At 40.4% G+C, this 16,173-nt stretch carries 16 protein-coding genes; 10 read left to right on the forward strand and 6 right to left on the reverse strand.

What is annotated here, in order from left to right:
• Positions 1-7 precede the first annotated feature (7 nt).
• From AN392_RS05660 to bioA, 5 genes are all read right to left on the reverse strand, one after another.
• Entirely contained in the window at positions 8-1,018 is a 1,011-nt protein-coding gene (locus tag AN392_RS05660) for an ABC transporter ATP-binding protein (protein WP_055012107.1), read from the reverse strand.
• 12 nt (positions 1,019-1,030) lie between these two features.
• Positions 1,031-2,530 (reverse strand): iron ABC transporter permease, encoded by a 1,500-nt coding sequence (locus AN392_RS05665; RefSeq protein WP_055012108.1) that lies wholly within the window; start codon positions 2,528-2,530, stop codon positions 1,031-1,033.
• Positions 2,530-3,570: an extracellular solute-binding protein gene (locus tag AN392_RS05670; protein WP_055012109.1), complete on the reverse strand. Its 1,041-nt coding sequence runs from the start codon at positions 3,568-3,570 to the stop codon at positions 2,530-2,532. Before AN392_RS05670 ends, AN392_RS05665 begins: the two co-directional genes overlap by 1 nt.
• Positions 3,571-4,383, reverse strand: a complete 813-nt coding sequence (locus tag AN392_RS05675) for a hypothetical protein (RefSeq protein WP_055012226.1) — start codon at positions 4,381-4,383, stop codon at positions 3,571-3,573.
• A gap of 179 nt (positions 4,384-4,562) precedes the next feature.
• On the reverse strand, positions 4,563-5,864 hold the full coding sequence (gene bioA / locus AN392_RS05680) for an adenosylmethionine--8-amino-7-oxononanoate transaminase (RefSeq protein ID WP_055012110.1): 1,302 nt from the start codon (positions 5,862-5,864) through the stop codon (positions 4,563-4,565).
• Positions 5,865-5,959: 95 nt separating this feature from the next.
• Here bioA and bioB point away from each other — a divergent pair, with 95 nt between their 5' ends.
• From bioB to AN392_RS05715, 7 genes are all read left to right on the forward strand, one after another.
• Complete coding sequence (gene bioB / locus AN392_RS05685) at positions 5,960-7,000, forward strand: biotin synthase BioB (RefSeq protein WP_055012111.1); 1,041 nt, start codon at positions 5,960-5,962, stop codon at positions 6,998-7,000.
• 14 nt (positions 7,001-7,014) lie between these two features.
• Positions 7,015-8,169: an 8-amino-7-oxononanoate synthase gene (locus tag AN392_RS05690; RefSeq protein ID WP_055012227.1), complete on the forward strand. Its 1,155-nt coding sequence runs from the start codon at positions 7,015-7,017 to the stop codon at positions 8,167-8,169.
• Complete coding sequence (locus AN392_RS05695; RefSeq protein WP_055012112.1) at positions 8,166-8,996, forward strand: methyltransferase domain-containing protein; 831 nt, start codon at positions 8,166-8,168, stop codon at positions 8,994-8,996. The genes AN392_RS05690 and AN392_RS05695 overlap by 4 nt, the downstream gene beginning before the upstream one ends.
• A gap of 18 nt (positions 8,997-9,014) precedes the next feature.
• Positions 9,015-9,698, forward strand: a complete 684-nt coding sequence (gene bioD, locus AN392_RS05700; protein ID WP_055012113.1) for a dethiobiotin synthase — start codon at positions 9,015-9,017, stop codon at positions 9,696-9,698.
• Between the two features lie 156 nt (positions 9,699-9,854).
• The gene (locus tag AN392_RS05705) at positions 9,855-11,414 is read left to right on the forward strand and encodes an FAD-dependent oxidoreductase (RefSeq protein WP_055012114.1); all 1,560 of its coding nucleotides are present in this window, start codon (positions 9,855-9,857) and stop codon (positions 11,412-11,414) included.
• Positions 11,415-11,665: 251 nt separating this feature from the next.
• A complete protein-coding gene (htpX, locus tag AN392_RS05710; RefSeq protein ID WP_055012115.1) occupies positions 11,666-12,529 on the forward strand; it encodes a protease HtpX in 864 nt (287 codons plus the stop codon).
• 151 nt (positions 12,530-12,680) lie between these two features.
• The gene (locus AN392_RS05715; protein WP_010390060.1) at positions 12,681-13,013 is read left to right on the forward strand and encodes a hypothetical protein; all 333 of its coding nucleotides are present in this window, start codon (positions 12,681-12,683) and stop codon (positions 13,011-13,013) included.
• Between the two features lie 62 nt (positions 13,014-13,075).
• On the opposite strand, the gene gloA is transcribed toward AN392_RS05715, so the two are convergent.
• Positions 13,076-13,603: a lactoylglutathione lyase gene (gloA, locus tag AN392_RS05720; protein ID WP_054200967.1), complete on the reverse strand. Its 528-nt coding sequence runs from the start codon at positions 13,601-13,603 to the stop codon at positions 13,076-13,078.
• A gap of 377 nt (positions 13,604-13,980) precedes the next feature.
• Between gloA and AN392_RS05725 the strand changes: the two genes are divergently transcribed.
• The 3 genes from AN392_RS05725 to AN392_RS05735 all read left to right on the forward strand — a co-directional run bounded on the left by AN392_RS05725 (position 13,981) and on the right by AN392_RS05735 (position 15,941).
• Positions 13,981-14,856 (forward strand): hypothetical protein, encoded by an 876-nt coding sequence (locus tag AN392_RS05725; RefSeq protein WP_055012116.1) that lies wholly within the window; start codon positions 13,981-13,983, stop codon positions 14,854-14,856.
• A 127-nt stretch (positions 14,857-14,983) separates the two neighbouring features.
• Positions 14,984-15,601, forward strand: coding sequence for an AbiV family abortive infection protein (locus AN392_RS05730; RefSeq protein ID WP_055012117.1), 618 nt, complete (start codon positions 14,984-14,986; stop codon positions 15,599-15,601).
• Positions 15,602-15,719: 118 nt separating this feature from the next.
• Positions 15,720-15,941, forward strand: coding sequence for a hypothetical protein (locus AN392_RS05735; RefSeq protein ID WP_055012118.1), 222 nt, complete (start codon positions 15,720-15,722; stop codon positions 15,939-15,941).
• The last annotated feature ends 232 nt before the right edge of the window (positions 15,942-16,173 follow it).

A 16,173-nucleotide genomic window follows, 5' to 3' on the forward strand; every position in this document is an offset into this window, starting at 1 on the left:
TAAAGCGCTAGCTTTTAAATGCCGCCAGTGGATGAGAGGTACTAAGCGATACATGAACGTTATCACTGGGGTTTACCACTACTTCATGACTCACGCGACTTGTAACCACAGTACCACAGGCTAGTTTTATGGCGCATAATCTGCTGCCGCCTTCAAAGCGTACCCAAATTACTTCGCCATTATTTCCTACACTGCTTTGTACTAATAATACATCATCTGGACGAAGTAACACCTCTACCTCACCGTTTTCACAGTCAACACCATGAGCGGGAACATTACCAATATCGGTAAGTGCTTGGCCGTTATTCAGCGTTCCTTTTATAAAACTAGCTTCACCTAGAAAGCGTGCCACAAAGCGATTATTGGGTGCACTAAAGCATTGCTCTGGGCTATCAATTTGCTGTATTTTTCCGCCTTTTAGTACACCCACGCGATCGCCCACCGAAAGTGCTTCTTCTTGATCGTGCGTTACCCAAATAGCGGGTACGCCGGCTTCTTTAAGCGCATTACGTATATCCCAACGTAGCATGTCTTTTAAAGCCGCGTCTAAGTTTGATAGTGGCTCATCAAGTAATACAAAGTCTGGCTGGTGGGCTAGGGTGCGCGCTAATGCAACACGCTGTTTTTGTCCGCCAGAAAGTGTAGCTGGTTTTTTATGTCTAAACGCATCTAAACCGAGTAGCTTTATCCAATGATCGGCAGGGCTGATGTCTTTAAGTTTAAAACACACATTTTGCTCAACCGTTAAATGGGGAAACAACGCAAAGTCTTGAAACACCATACCCACACTGCGTTTTTCAGGGGCTACAGTATGCTTTGGTGTAGCAGTCCATTTAGCAACTTTAATTTCGCCGTCGCTAATTGGTAAAAGCCCAGCTAGGGCTTGTAAAATAGTACTTTTACCACAACCTGTTGGACCAACAAGCATTAAAATTTCGCTTTCACCTAAAGTGAAATTTAAGTCACTAACAACACGATTACTGCCATAATCTATAGACAACTGACTTACAGATAGCATTTATATAAATCCTTAATGTTCAAACTGGTTGCGTTTCTCGCCAGACATCATAATAGCTAAAGCCGCCGCCGAAATCACCACCAACAATAACCCAGGTATTGCTGCGCGACCAAAATAACCAGCTTCGTAAACACGCCATAAATACGTAGATAAGGTTTCAAAACCAGTTGGACCCAATAATAGTGTGGCTTCTAATTCACGCATCGACTCTAAAAATACTAAAGCAGCACCTGCAATAATACCCCGCATAGTCAGTGGTAAAGTAATACGTGTGAAAGCTTCACGTGGGCTTGCGCCTAACACACGGGCTGATTTTACTAAGCTTGGATCAAGGTGCTCGGTGCTGGTACGTACAGAGCCAACCGCAAGTGGTAAAAAACGTAGCATATAAGCAATGATCAACAAGCCCAGTGTTTGATATAAAAATGGCAGTTGTAAGCCGCCATACACAAGCGCTGTGCCCATAACAATCCCCGGAATACCAAAACCAAAGTAAGTAACGCGTTCCATCACTTTACCTGCTTTTCCGGTTAAAGCAGCATGCGCCACAGGAATAGCCACAATAACTGTAACAATAGCTGCAATGGCTGAAGCGTAAGTAGAGTGCCATGCAATACTAAAATCAAACGAACTAAAACCATCACGCACTAGCCAAAGTGTAAACACTGCGAGTGGTAAGCCAATAGCAAGTAATAAAATTGGTGCAAAGGTGGCAAACATCGCGCCTAATTGCCATTTTTTTGGGAATAAAATAAGAGGCCGGCCTTGGCGTTCAGACGCAGTTTTAATTTGCGATTCAATCATTAGTAAAAAACCAACAATCACCATTAACTGCATAGACAGCATAGCCGCACGGCTCAGTTCAAAGGCGTTATATTCTACATAAATAACGCGAGTGAAAGTGTCTAAACGCATCATTGCCGGTGTACCAAAGTCAGATAGTGTATATAAGGCAACGAGTAATGAGCCCGCAGCAATACCATTTACAACACGGGGTAAAATAACTTTAAAAACGCTTTGTGTCATCGACATCCCCAATGTACGCGCTGCATTGACCATGCTCGCATCAAGACTAAGTAGGGAGGAGCGGGTTGTCATCATTACAAACGGGAAGGTATACAAGGTCATTACAATGGCGGCGCCAGTTAAGCCATACATAGAAGGGGTTTCAAAACCAAGTATGTTATGTATTTCACCACCAGGGCCAAATGCAGCGTAAAGCGTAAATGCACCAATATAACTTGGTATAGCTAAAGGGGCGGCAAATACTACTAACCAAAACTTTTTAAATGGCAGCTGCACATAAGCGCTAATAAACGCCAGTGGCACACCAATTAAAATTGAGCCTAATACAGTTAAGCCCATTAACGACAGAGTATTTCCTAAAATGGTTAAATTATGGCTATCAAAAAAAGAGCTTGCGTCACTGGCAAGCGTTATTAAAACAAAAATAGGAGTAAGGGTAACAAGCGCTGCAAGCAGCGCCATAGGATAAGATGGTGGTATTCGCATTATAAAACGCCGCTGCTGCGCATTAAGTCAATAGTTGGACGTAAGTCAGCCAACTGGGTTAAGTCTATTTTAGGTGGCGAAATACTGGTTAATTTAGGCAAGCCATCAGGTTGCTTTATGCCATTTACTAGCGGAATTTCATACGCTTCACTCGCTAAATAACTTTGTACTTCAACGCTGAGTAAATAGCGCATAAAGTTAGTTGCTAGTGGGTCGTCAGATAGCGATAAAATACCGGAGGCATTCACTAAACAACCGGCATCTTGCTCTGTAAATGCAAGATCAAGTTTAGCGTCGGGTTTACCAGACTTCAAACGTAACGTGTAGTAGTGATTTGCAAAACCAATATCTACTTCACCACGTTCAACACCCATTACCACACCAAGTTCGCCAGCGTAAGTTTTTGAGCGTTTTTGCACTTTTTTAAGCCATTTAGCAGTTTTATCATCGCCTTCTAAAATTCGCATAGCGGTAACAAACGATTGAAAAGAGGCATAAGCTGGCGCCCAACCAATACTTAAATCACTATCGGCTATTTCGATAATGCTTTTTGGAATTTGCTCTTTGGTTAAACGCTCAGTATTAAATGGCAAAGTACGTATACGACCAGTTACAGGTGCCCACTCATCATATCTAAACTGTGGTTGTAGTTGTGCAGATAAATCACCAGGCATAGGTTTAGCAAGCCCTGCATCGGTTACTAAACCAATAGCGCCCGAGTCTACAGCCCAAAATAAGTCAGCACGTTTAACACCTGCTTTAGCTTCGGCAACAATCGTATTAGCCAAAGCTGCAGTTGGGCCGCGTCGAATAGCAAGGTCTAAATCCGGGTTCTTTTTTTGAATGGCTTGTAAAACGTTTTCGTATAAGCCACCTTCACCACGTCCTAAATAAAGGGTGAGTGCGCCTTTCAGTTTAGGTAATGTATCTACCGACACGGGGTTGGCAATATCAGCGGCAAACGCGCGTGAAAGAGATAGCGGCAAAGCGCCAGCTATCCCTAACGCAGCTAAGCCTTGAATAAAGGTTCTGCGTTCCACTTAAAATACATCCTTACGTGACTTTTCTGCTTTTTCAATTAGCGTTTGTGCACGAGTTAACTTAGTTTGCATATCAACAACCACTTCGCGTACTTGATTTACTGTTTTATTACCTGAAATAGCCTGCGGTAGGGTTACGTTAAAGTCTTTTTCAAGAACTTCTACTAAGTTAGCGTCTTGCTCAATGAGTGTGCCTTCTACACCTTCAAATAAATGCAGGTAAGTATCGTGAACTATACTGGTTGCTTCATCGCTTAAACGTTCTGCGTATTTAGCGACCACTCGGTCTAATTTATGTTTAATTTCATCAATGGTCGCGCTTTGCGTCATTTCTTTTGTTGCTGTGGCTTTAACGCTTTTTAATAACCCTTTTTGTTGAAACTGAGCCGCTAGCTTAACTGCGCCTAGGCCTTGCCATAAAGCATTGTTCATTGCTTGTTGCTGCAAACGTACTTCTGAGGCTGGCTTTTTGTTATCAATAGCCATTTTTATGCCATACAAACCTTGCCAAATAGAGGCATACACAGGGACATAATTTGTTTCTATGGCGCTGTGAAATTTAACCGATTCCCAGTACTCAATTAAGTCATCAGTATTAACTGCTTTAGCGCCTTTTTGCTCGTAATCGCTTACTAGGGTATCAACCTTTGAAACCATCCACTCAACGTCTTCGTTGTAGGTTTTTAAATTAGCTTGAAGGTGATTAACATGCTCACCAATTGGGCCGTTAGCAAGTGCCGGTTGTGCAAAAATCGCAGAAGCGAGTAAAAAAGTTGCACTTAATGTCTTGGCAGGCTTAAGTAATATTTTCATAGCAAGTGAGTCCATAAATGTTATTGTAAATGATAGTCATTATCATATCCCTAAACATCCCTTAGATCAACACACTAAATCGAGCCAAAGGATTAAATTTACTAAACTTTACAGAGGAATAATAACTAAATAGAAATATCAATTTAATTTTAACTTTAGTGGCTAAAATAATTAACCATCTATACGTAATGTTTACCCTTTATGGCGTTATATATTGCATCGCAAAGCTTTTTAATACTGGTATCGTTACTTATATACGGTGGCATTAAGTAAATTAACTTACCAAACGGGCGTATCCACACTCCTTGGCTAACAAAATAAGCCTGTATTTTAGCTACATCTACTATTCCTGCCTCATCTGTCAGTTCTACGACGCCAATTGCACCTAAAGTGCGCACATTAGCTACATCAGTAAGTGAGCCACACTGATGTAATTGTTGAAGTGCTTGGTTTACTTCACAAATTCGTTTTTGCCAATCTTGTTCAAGCAATAAGTCTATACTGGCACATGCCACAGCGCAGGCGAGTGGATTGCCCATAAATGTAGGTCCGTGCATCAAAACACCGGCTTCACCTTCGCTAATGCCTATCGCTATTTTATCGGTCGTTAACGTGGCTGATAAGGTCATGGTGCCGCCGGTGAGTGCCTTGCCAATACAAAGTATATCTGGCTGTACATTGGCGTGCTCTACAGCAAACATTTTACCTGTACGGCCAAAGCCTGTGGCAATTTCATCACAAATGAGCAATACATCGTATTGAGTACATAACTTGCGCACACAGGCTAAATATTCAGGATGATAAAAGTTCATTCCTCCCGCGTTTTGTACTATGGGTTCAATAATAAAGGCGGCAACATGCTGGTGGTGTTTTAAAAAATAGTGTTCTAGTTCATCCGCCTCGGCTTGATTAAACTCGTCATGAAATTGGCTAACAGGTGCAGGTAAAAATACATGCTCAGGTAAAAAGCCAGAGTACAAGCTATGCATAGAATTAACCGGATCGCACACACTCATGGCTGCAAAGGTATCGCCATGATAGCCCTTAAACGGAGTCATTAACTTTTGTTTAGTATTAATGCCTTGGCTTAACCAATACTGCAGCGCCATTTTAATCGCTACTTCAACACTTACCGAGCCGCTGTCGGCTAAAAATACTTTATTTAAATGCTCGGGCGTTATTGCTACTAGCTTTTTACAAAGCTCCACTGCGCTGTAATGGGTAATGCCGCCAAACATTACATGGCTCATTTTATTGATTTGCTCTGTCATCGCATTATTTAAAACGGGATGATTGTAGCCATGTATTGCGCTCCACCAAGAGGCCATACCGTCAATGAGTTTCTCGCCTGTTTCTAGGTGTATAAGGTTGTGATTGGCGTTTGTAACAGGATAAACCGGAATTGGTTGAGTCATTGATGTATAAGGGTGCCAAATGTGATTTCGGTCAAAATCAAGGTCTATTGTGTGTTTTATGCTCATATGTAAACTTTAGCTATATGGGTTTCGTTGACAATGGTACGACAATACGTATTCTAAGCCAATAACACCAAGAGCAAAAAATAAAAGAGAGTATTATGGAGCTTGCAACAGTTCGCCACGATTGGACCCATAGCGAGGTTAAAGCCTTATTTGAAATGCCGTTTAACGATCTGCTTTTTAAAGCCGCGACCGTACACCGTGCTAATTTTAATCCTAATCAGGTGCAAATTTCTACTTTACTATCAATAAAAACAGGTGCTTGCCCTGAAGATTGTAAATATTGCCCGCAGTCTGGTCATTATAAAACCGACCTAGAGCGAGAGCGCCTTCTAGAAGTAGAAAAAGTAGTAGAGCAAGCACGCCTTGCAAAACAAAAAGGCGCCACCCGTTTTTGTATGGGCGCTGCGTGGTCAGATCCTAAAGATCGTGATATGCCGTACATTTCAAAAATGGTTAAAGAAGTAAAAGAGCTTGGCCTTGAAACCTGTATGACCCTAGGTAAGCTCACCAATGAAAAAGCGCATACGCTGAGTGATGCAGGGCTTGACTACTATAACCATAATTTAGATACCTCACCTGAATACTACGAACAAATTATATCTACCCGCACCTTTGCAGACAGACTAAACACTATTGATCATGTGCGTGATGCCGGTATGAAAGTTTGTTCTGGTGGTATTGTCGGTATGGGTGAGCAACCCAGCGATCGTTATGGGTTATTAATGCAATTGGCAAATTTGCCGCAGCAACCAGAAAGCGTCCCAATTAACATGCTAGTAAAAGTAAAAGGGACACCGCTTGAAAACGTAGACGACTTAGATCAGTTTGAGTTTATTCGTACTATTGCCACCGCGCGTATTATGATGCCACACAGCTATGTGCGATTATCGGCAGGGCGCAGCGCAATGAATGAGCAAATGCAATCGATGTGTTTTTTTGCCGGTGCTAATTCCATTTTTTATGGTGATAAACTCCTTACTACAGAAAACCCAGAAGCTGATGCTGATATGCAATTAATTAAAAAACTGGGTATGAACCCTGAAACGTCAGAAGACTATTCAGATGAAGCCGTTGCTGCGTCGTTATCTTCTAAAGTGGCCGATAAAGCCAGTTCAGAATTGTTTTATCCTGCTTAACATTGTGTATTGCTATGTCATTTGATTTTATAAATAGCCATTTACAAGCGCGCCAGCAAAGCGCGCTCAACCGCAAGCGTTATGTTATTGAGCAAGCCAGTGCGCGTGAAATTATAGTTGATAATAAACGCTATCTTAACTTTGCTAGTAACGACTACCTAGGCTTTGCCGATGAACCCACTTTGCTTGAAGGCATGCAGAGCCTAGGAAGTCACAGCTCTGCTTTAGTGACAGGCTATCAAGGTGCGCAGCAACAGCTCGAAAAATACCTATGTGCTCAGTTGGGCTATAACAATGCCATGCTGTTTAATTCGGGCTTTAGTGCTAATAGCAGTGTTATAAAAGCGTTATTTCAAGATAAAGCCATTGCTCAACAAAGTGCGATTTTTCAGGATAAACTTAATCATGCGAGCTTAATCGACGGCGCACTGCATGCAAACGCGGCACTTGTGCGCTTTAACCATAACGACATGAATCATTTACGTTCACGGCTGGAAAAGTCCAATGCTAAGTATAAACTGATCGTGAGTGAGGGTGTATTCTCAATGGATGGCGACCAAGCCCCATTAATTGAGTTACTTAGTTTAGCTAAAGCACATAACGCCTGGTTAATGATAGACGATGCGCATGGCTTTGGCGTACTGGGAAAATCGGGTTTGGGAAGCTGTGAGCCACTTATAGCGGCAGATAATTTACCAGATATTTTAGTGATCACCTTTGGTAAAGCGGTGGCAAGTAGCGGGGCGTGTGTATTAGGTTCAAGTGAATTTATTGATTACATGTTGCAGTTTAACCGCGATTACACTTATTCGACTGCAATGTCGCCATTTATTGCTTTGCATACATTATCAAGAATTAAAACCATACGTGATGCTAACCACAAGCGTGCAAAATTAAACGCTAATATTGCTTTATTTAAACGTTTAGCCAATGAACACAAAATTGCCTTAATGGATTCAACAACTGCCATTCAACCCCTAGTTTTAGGGTGTGCCGAACAGACCTTAAAAGCCTGTGAGCAGCTCAAACAGCAGGGGATTTGGCTAACCGCTATTCGCCCGCCCACGGTGCAGCATAATACCTCAAGGCTTCGCGTTACCTTAACCGCCGCCCATACCGAGCAAGACATAACAACATTGGTAAATTGTTTAAAAAAGGCCATTGCATGATAAGCGCACACGCTACAAATGCTAACTCGCGTATAAAGTCACCGTTAACTTGTTTAGCTTTTAGTAGTTTAAAGCAGGTAACGCAACGCAAGTTTTCAACGGCGGCAAACCAATATGTAGCCCATGCGCATGTGCAAAAACAAGCAGCAATCGATTTAATTAAACTCATTAAGCTTGATGCGAGCACAAAGCACAAACATTGTGTTGATTTAGGCGCTGGGCCGTTAGTGAATACCGAAGAGTTACAAGGAATATATAAACAGGTAATTGCCATGGATTTAAGCCTTACCATGCTTAAAAATAGTGCAGTAACCGCACCGCGTATTTGCGCCGACATGGATAATTTACCCTTTCAACAAAATAGTATTGATGTGGTATTTAGTAATTTTGCAATGCAATGGTCGGCTAATTTTGAAATGCTAATGCATTCATTATATTCAGCTTTAAAGCCCGGTGGGCAGGCGTACATAAGTACGGTGGTAGAAGGCTCACTACATGAAATAAAAACGGCGTTTGCCGCGCTCGATTCGCATAGCCACATTAATAACTTTTTAAGTAGCGATAATATAAACCAATCGGTCAAAAAGGCAGGGTTTATTGTTAATAATGCGACAGAGGTTATTTATACAGATGAGTTTACCAGCCCGCTTAAAGCGATTAGTTCAATTAAAGCCATTGGTGCAACGTCGAAAAATAAAGCAAGCCAACGCCCTGGTCTATTAACTAAATCGGCGCTACAAAAAGTATGTGCGGGGTATCCGCTTATAAACAACCAAGCCCATGTATCTTACCATGTGGTATTGTTATCATTAGAAAAAGCCCAGTAAAAATAATAAGGCCATGCCATGAACCAGTTTTTTATTACCGGTACCGATACCGACGCCGGTAAAACTCATGTAACCAGTTTGCTGTTAAAGTTACTCGCGCAACATAAAAAGCGCGCAATAGGTTTTAAGCCGATTGCCTCTGGGTGTGAAATGGCGTTTGAGCAGCTCGTAAACGCAGATGCACTAATGCTAATGGAAAGTGCCACAGTCAGCGCTAAATACGACATAATTAACCCATTTGCATTTGCGCCCGCCATAGCTCCGCACATTGCAGCAGAGCAAGTGGGAGTAACCCTAAGCGTTGAAAAGCTACGTACCGCTTATAAAAATGTGAAGCAACAAGGTGCAGACTACCTGCTAACAGAAGGTGCGGGCGGCTGGGCATTGCCAATTAATAATAACGAATATTTATATGACTGGGTAAAAGCAGAGCAACTACCCGTAATATTAGTAGTAGGGATGAAACTAGGCTGTATAAATCATGCATTACTCACTGCAGCACATATGCAAAGTATGGGTGTTAATTGCATTGGCTGGATTGCCAACCAAGTTGATGCCACTATGGATGAATACCAAGCAAACCTAGATTCGCTTAAAACACGTTTACCATTTCCGTTGCTTGCTATAAGCCCCTATACCGAGCAAACCCCTAAATTACAAATTTATAAAACTCTTCTTACTGCACTTGCTATAAATGCCTAAACTATACTGCTTTGTAATTTTATAAATATACAAAGCAGTTTATATATTAAATACACCGGTTTAATAAATATGTTTAGCGCCTTGAAATACACACCCTGTATGCATATATAACGCTAATTACACAGTGCTATTGTTACTAAGGAAATAACAAATACCATGACCCAACCATTTATTAAGAACTACGCTTATAATACACAGGTGAAGGCAGAATCAGCTCTACCAAAAAGTGCTCTGCCTAAAACCCGTGTAGGTATTTTAGGTGGGGGAACTGCAGGGGCAACAATTGCGATTCGCCTTGCGGCATTGGGCATAAAAACGACTATATTTGAGAAAAAAACGTCACTTATTGACGGCCCTCCTATGTGCCATCTGCACGCCGGTGGTAATTTATACCGTGAAATTCCAGATCAAGACTGTATAGATTTACTTAAACAATGTATTGATATTTTACGACTATATCCTTACAGCATAGATGTACGCCCAACTGTATTTGCTGTGCCAACGCGTGATGATGATTCACCGGATGATTTACTGCCAAGGTTAGACAAGCTTACTAATGCATATAAAGACTTAATTGAACAAGATCATAATAATAAAGTTCTTGGCGAGCCTGATAATTACTATCAGCTTTATAGCCATGAGCAAATGATAACCTTGAGTAAAAAAGAGCAGGTTACTGAGCCTAAAACGCTAGATGGGTGGATGATCCCCGTTGCTAAGCATTTAAACTTAAACAAAGTAAAATACCCACTTATTGTTGTTCAAGAATACGGTTGGAATATATTTAGATTGTCAGCAAGTGCACAGCTTGCGCTTGCCCAGTACGAACACGCTAACGTGCTTACCAGCACAGAGGTAAAGCAAGTCAGCAAAGTTGAGCAAAGTAGTGCTAACAATCAAATGCCAAAATGGAAAATTGAATACCAAAACAACCAAAGCAACACGACCCAAACAGCAGAAGTAGATTACCTTATAAACGCCTGTGGCTTTCAAACCGGTATTGTTGATGACATGGTAGGCGTAAAGCCCAAGCGTATGGTCGAATTTAAAGCCTCATACATTGCACACTGGCAAGGCGCTGGCGGGCAAATACCCGAGATTATTATTTATGGTAACCGAGGCACACCCGAGGGCATGGCACAATTAACGCCGTACCCTAATGGCTTTTATCAAATTCATGGTATGACTAACTCAATTACCTTGTTTAACGATGGCCTAGCAGATACAGCTGAGCAAACGGCACAGCCACAACTGCCTACTAAGTACTTAAATTATATAAATAATGGTTGGGATCAGCAGGTGCTAAAAGCACGTGGTCAAAAAGCGATTGATTATGTAGCTGAGTTTGTACCAGCATTTAAAAACGCTAATACGCAAAACAATGCCTTGTTTGGCGGCCAACAGATCCCAGGCGAAGACGACACCTTGCGCGTTGCCGACGTAAGTTTATATTCGCATATTAGCTACGCACGAGCCGAAAATGTAAAAGCGTCATCAACTTTGATCGCTGCTGACGAAATAGTAGCTGAATTTGTAAAGCTTGGTTTAATTTGCACAGAACACGACAGTAATAACCACCGTAAGCATCACCAATGGGCCTACCTTGAGAACAGTTGTAATGAAAATATAAGTAAAATTGCACAAGTACTTGCAAAAGAGCGAGGCTTCCCCACAGATATGGCAAATGTTAATCACGGTTTATATAAAAGCGTATAGTATAAAATAAAGTAACTTATTGAATTATATTGTTTTTATAAGTGCATTTTTACTATTGAACAGAAAAAAACCTAAAAAGCTTAACTTAATTTAATATATATAAAACTTTAAAAATATCCCTTGCGTTATGACATAGTTTGTCACAAAATAGCGCTGACGTTATGACATAGTGTGTCATAACGCAGTGGTTGCTATGGCCGATCAACAAAAAGAAATCGCTCAGCAATAAATGTTATTTTTGGAGACCATGTATGAAACGTGTATTTTTGTTTTTATTAACTAACTTAGCGGTTATGTTGGTATTAGGTGTTGTGCTTTCAATCATAATGAGTGCGCTGGGCTTAAGCCATCGTAGCCTGGGTGGTATTTTATTAATAGCTGCTGTATTTGGTTTTGGTGGGTCGTTTATTTCATTGTATATGTCGAAATGGATGGCGAAAAAATCAACCGGTGCACAGGTTATTACTAAACCAAGTAACGAAACCGAGCAGTGGTTAATGAATACCGTTGCTACGCAAGCTAAAAAAGCCGGTATTAATATGCCGGAAGTGGCTATTTACGACAGCCCAGAAATGAACGCGTTTGCAACCGGCCCGAGTAAAAATAACTCGCTGGTGGCGGTAAGTACGGGTTTATTACACAACATGACCCAAGATCAAGCCGAAGCGGTGCTTGCGCACGAAGTATCGCACGTGGCTAATGGCGACATGGTAACGCTCACGCTAATTCAAGGCGTGGTTAATACCTTTGTTATTTTTGCCGCAAAAGTGCTGGCGGGCATAGTAGATAATTTTATAAATAGCGATGAAGAAGAGGGCGGCAGCAGTTGGACTTACTTCTTATTCGATATGTTATTCCAAGTATTATTTGGTGTACTAGCAAGTGTGGTGGTTGCCCATTACAGCCGCAAGCGTGAATTTGCAGCCGATAACGGCGCAGCTCAGTTGGTAGGCGCAGACAAAATGCGTTCAGCCCTTGAGCGATTAAAGCAAAACCACCCATCGCAATTAGAAGGCTCAATGATGGCCTTTGGTATTGCCAGTGGTAAAGGCATGGCTGAGTTGTTTTCATCTCACCCACCGCTTGATGCACGTATAGACGCACTACGCAAGTAATTACGTAAATTAGTAAATATACAAAGCCAGCTTAACAGCTGGTTTTTTTATACTTGCAATCTAGTACCTTTTATGCAAGCTTAATGTGGAGTACGAAAAATACTCATTAATTTTTTATTTGTTATAAGCTCTCTAATATAAGGAAATAAATATGAAGTTACTTAAAGTATTAGTCGTTGTTGCAATTGCTTTACCAAGTGTTGTTTTAGCTAATCAGCATGTAATTACAGCAAACAAACAAGTTTTCTCTTCGGATAATAAAACCCAAACATATATAGGTGACGTACACCTTTCATTTGACTATAAAAATAAATTTCAGACCACATCAAACAGCGTTAGCTTTAACAATGGCGATACAGTAATGGAAGGAGAAGTAGTTATAACCTTTAATAATATTACCGCAGTAACTGATAAAGTTACTTTTTCTGAGTCTGATTCAGGTGTTTTAGCTAAAATGGATGAAGTGACTTTTACTTATAAGTAATTGTTTATTTAGAAACACAAAAGCCAGCTTGTTTGCTGGCTTTTTAATATTCTGTATGTGGGTTATTTATCAAAAATAATATCGGTAATTCCCTCTGGTGAGAGTATTTCAATCCAGTAACCGTCTGGGTCTTTAATAAAGGCAAGGCCTTTCATTGAGCCGCCATCTGGCTGTTTTACAAACTCCACATCGTATTTAGCAAAGCGTTCGCACGCTGCATATACATCAGGTACGCTAATACCAATATGGCCAAAGCCTTTTGGTTCTTCATTACCACTGTGATAACCGCTAAAGCTGTCGTCGTTTTCAGTGCCCCAGTTATGGGTAAGCTCAATCAGCGCAGGGCGGCGAAACACCCATTGAGTTTTTTCTTTATCATCGCCTTTTGGCATATCTTGCTCATAGCCTAAAAAGTACAAGGTAAATTCCATACCAGGAAAGTCGTACTTACCTAATAGTTTCATACCCAATACGTTTTCATAAAATGCCAGCGACGGTTTTGGATCTTTAATACGCAACATAGTTTGCTGCATCACATAGCCCTCAGTGGCCTGTGCAATTTGCTCTGGAGATTCGTTATAGCTAGACATGAGATAATCCTTAATAAAATGACTGAAAAACCTTAATGGATTTAAAAAGGCAGGGAATACGAACATCATAATCAACAGCGGCAAAAATTAAAACCACCTAGCTAAATTACCAGCCAGTGAGCTGAATGTTTTATAAGCGAAAAATGGCATATTTAGCGGTACTGTTTATTTATACAGTAATGGTGTTTTGTCCAATATTACTGATCTCAACCATTTTGGGGTATCTCTGCATTTATGAAGTATGAGCTGTAGTTAACTAGTTGTTTACAGGTATTTATTTGAGGGCTAAGATAAATGCAATGTAATATATGGACATTTGTCGGTTTATAAAACGACAGTTGTCGTAGACAAAGTTGTTAGCTGTATAAGGAGGTCTAGTGGATATCGCACGAAATAAAAATACTTTAGAGCACATCGATGCTGAAGCTTTATGGCATATTCAAGCAGTTGATCAAGATGGCTATATTTGCATAGGGTGTAGATTAAAAGCTACTCCGTGTTCATATGATAGAAAGGTAAATAAAAAACGACCTTACTTCAGGTTTGATGAACCTGACATGCATGAAAAAGGATGTTTTTTTGAGCAAGATGAGAAGTTAACTAAGGAAGCAAAGAAAAAGAAAATATCTACACCTGAAGGCTTTCCTCTTTCTCATCCAAGCGTATTAATTTTGGGGGAAGAAAGATCTATTAGTGACCCGCAAGGTACTGGCTCTACTGGAAACAGCAGCAGAACTATATCAAAGGGGTCTGGAGGGCCATCTGAAACCCAAAGAAAGCACAATTATAGCGTTAAAACTATAAACTCAATCGCAAAGCATTATCTGAACTTCGCTTATGATAGGCGCAGTATGCCGCTTTCTATTAGTGATGTTTCAGGTGGTAATTATAATGAAGTAATCAAGCAACTCCCCGATGAAATTGTACTATTTCAAGAGAATAAATTAAGGTTTGGGAGGCTTAATAACTTCACAAAACCTATAGTTGATGATTCTACAATAGTAATAAAACTTTTGTCTGGCTGCTGGTTAAATAATAAACCTAGTAATACATATGATGTTGTTATTAATACTTCCGGTTGGAGTGATAGTAAAAAAGGTTACATATTAAGTTTAGTGTCAGCTTCTCAAGATGAATACAAAGAAAACAAAAGAAAGGGTACATTTGTATTTTTTATTGGAAAGCAATGCAATAAAAAAGCTAATGAATTTATCATAGATGACTATAGGCTATTTACTTGTTTAAGCCATTAGTGTGGTGTAAATACAGCTAACAAGTCGTTTAAAAGGACAAAAAACAGTTGGCTTTTGCTCCTTCGTCGCTAATTTTAGCCAACAATTTTTTGCCTCTTAACGAGGCGTTAGCTGTCTAGGAGGCAACGTGGAGAAAAAAGGATTTCATATCGCGCATGAAGCTTCCTTAATCGTTTCTGAGGAATATACCGGCTTGCATGGACGTGATGAGTACAATGCGGCTGTTGCTCACGTTTGTGAATTAATACGAGCATCATACAGTCTGTTTAGAAATGGTAGTTTTGCACCTTCATTATTCTTATCAATCACGGTATTTGAAGAGATCGCCAAAATAAAGGCTGGTCATATGCGCGCTTGGGGTGAAGAACGTACAAAAGTTAAGAGAGGAAAGGACCCGCTCTTTAATCATGGGAAAAAGCATAAAATATCTGTAGACCCTATTTATTTAATAGGTGATCGCATCGCAAATAGTATTGGAGCTGAACGGGCTAAAGAAATATTCGACGGGTATGAATCTGGAAAAAATTCATCGCTAAGAGAAGAGTCGCTGTATTTTTCACGTACAGATAAAGGGCTGCACATACCTTCCGAGAAAATAAGTCCCAGCTTGGCAGCGGAACATCTGCTGATTGCGATAGAAATTTATTCTGATGAGTTCTGGGGCATGACTGCTGAAGCATCTGAAATTTGTGATACAACTGATGAATTATATGCAGAAATTGAAGCTGAACTTAAAAGCAGCTAACAAACAACTGCAGCGGATCAAATTTCGCTGCGCTCAATTTGCCCACTGAGTTGGGCGTTATGTGTATGACATCTAATAATCAATTAATTTTTTAATAATATACTAAAGGAAATCTATTATGGCTTTATCTACTCTTGATTTGAAACATATTGCAGCATCAGGTGGGGGAATGATCTTAACTGCGAGTAATTTTTCAACTTTAGATTTGAAACATATTGCGGCTTCGGCATCTACTACACAAGCGCAAATTACTCTTAAGGACTTACGAGGAATATCTACTTTAGATCTTAAACATATTGCAACCTCGGGAAAAGGTTGCGTGGTTTTTGATTTTACATAAACACATAACAAGTTGCTTAAACGGAATAAAAACAGTTGGTTATCGCTACGCGATTTTAACCAACCATTTTTATCCGCTTAGCAAGGCGTTATATGCCCTGAACAAACTTGGAGTTTCACTTGAATAAATTCGATTATAGATTTGATTCTGCTCCGGACCCAAAAGGAAAAGTTGTTCGTTATTTCGTTTATACACTTCTAGTGTTTATTTCCACATTCCTGTTTGTGTCTTT

It is taken from the genome of Pseudoalteromonas sp. P1-16-1b (assembly GCF_001401785.1).
Taxonomy (GTDB): domain Bacteria; phylum Pseudomonadota; class Gammaproteobacteria; order Enterobacterales; family Alteromonadaceae; genus Pseudoalteromonas; species Pseudoalteromonas undina.

Coding starts and splice junctions, on each gene's coding strand:
- AN392_RS05660 (WP_055012107.1), bottom strand. CDS start 1,018: ATGCTATCTGTAAGTCAGTTGTCTATAGATTATGGCAGTAATCGTGTT.
- AN392_RS05665 (WP_055012108.1), bottom strand. CDS start 2,530: ATGCGAATACCACCATCTTATCCTATGGCGCTGCTTGCAGCGCTTGTT.
- AN392_RS05675 (WP_055012226.1), bottom strand. CDS start 4,383: ATGAAAATATTACTTAAGCCTGCCAAGACATTAAGTGCAACTTTTTTA.
- bioA (WP_055012110.1), bottom strand. CDS start 5,864: ATGAGCATAAAACACACAATAGACCTTGATTTTGACCGAAATCACATT.
- bioB (WP_055012111.1), top strand. CDS start 5,960: ATGGAGCTTGCAACAGTTCGCCACGATTGGACCCATAGCGAGGTTAAA.
- AN392_RS05690 (WP_055012227.1), top strand. CDS start 7,015: ATGTCATTTGATTTTATAAATAGCCATTTACAAGCGCGCCAGCAAAGC.
- AN392_RS05695 (WP_055012112.1), top strand. CDS start 8,166: ATGATAAGCGCACACGCTACAAATGCTAACTCGCGTATAAAGTCACCG.
- bioD (WP_055012113.1), top strand. CDS start 9,015: ATGAACCAGTTTTTTATTACCGGTACCGATACCGACGCCGGTAAAACT.
- AN392_RS05705 (WP_055012114.1), top strand. CDS start 9,855: ATGACCCAACCATTTATTAAGAACTACGCTTATAATACACAGGTGAAG.
- htpX (WP_055012115.1), top strand. CDS start 11,666: ATGAAACGTGTATTTTTGTTTTTATTAACTAACTTAGCGGTTATGTTG.
- AN392_RS05715 (WP_010390060.1), top strand. CDS start 12,681: ATGAAGTTACTTAAAGTATTAGTCGTTGTTGCAATTGCTTTACCAAGT.
- gloA (WP_054200967.1), bottom strand. CDS start 13,603: ATGTCTAGCTATAACGAATCTCCAGAGCAAATTGCACAGGCCACTGAG.
- AN392_RS05735 (WP_055012118.1), top strand. CDS start 15,720: ATGGCTTTATCTACTCTTGATTTGAAACATATTGCAGCATCAGGTGGG.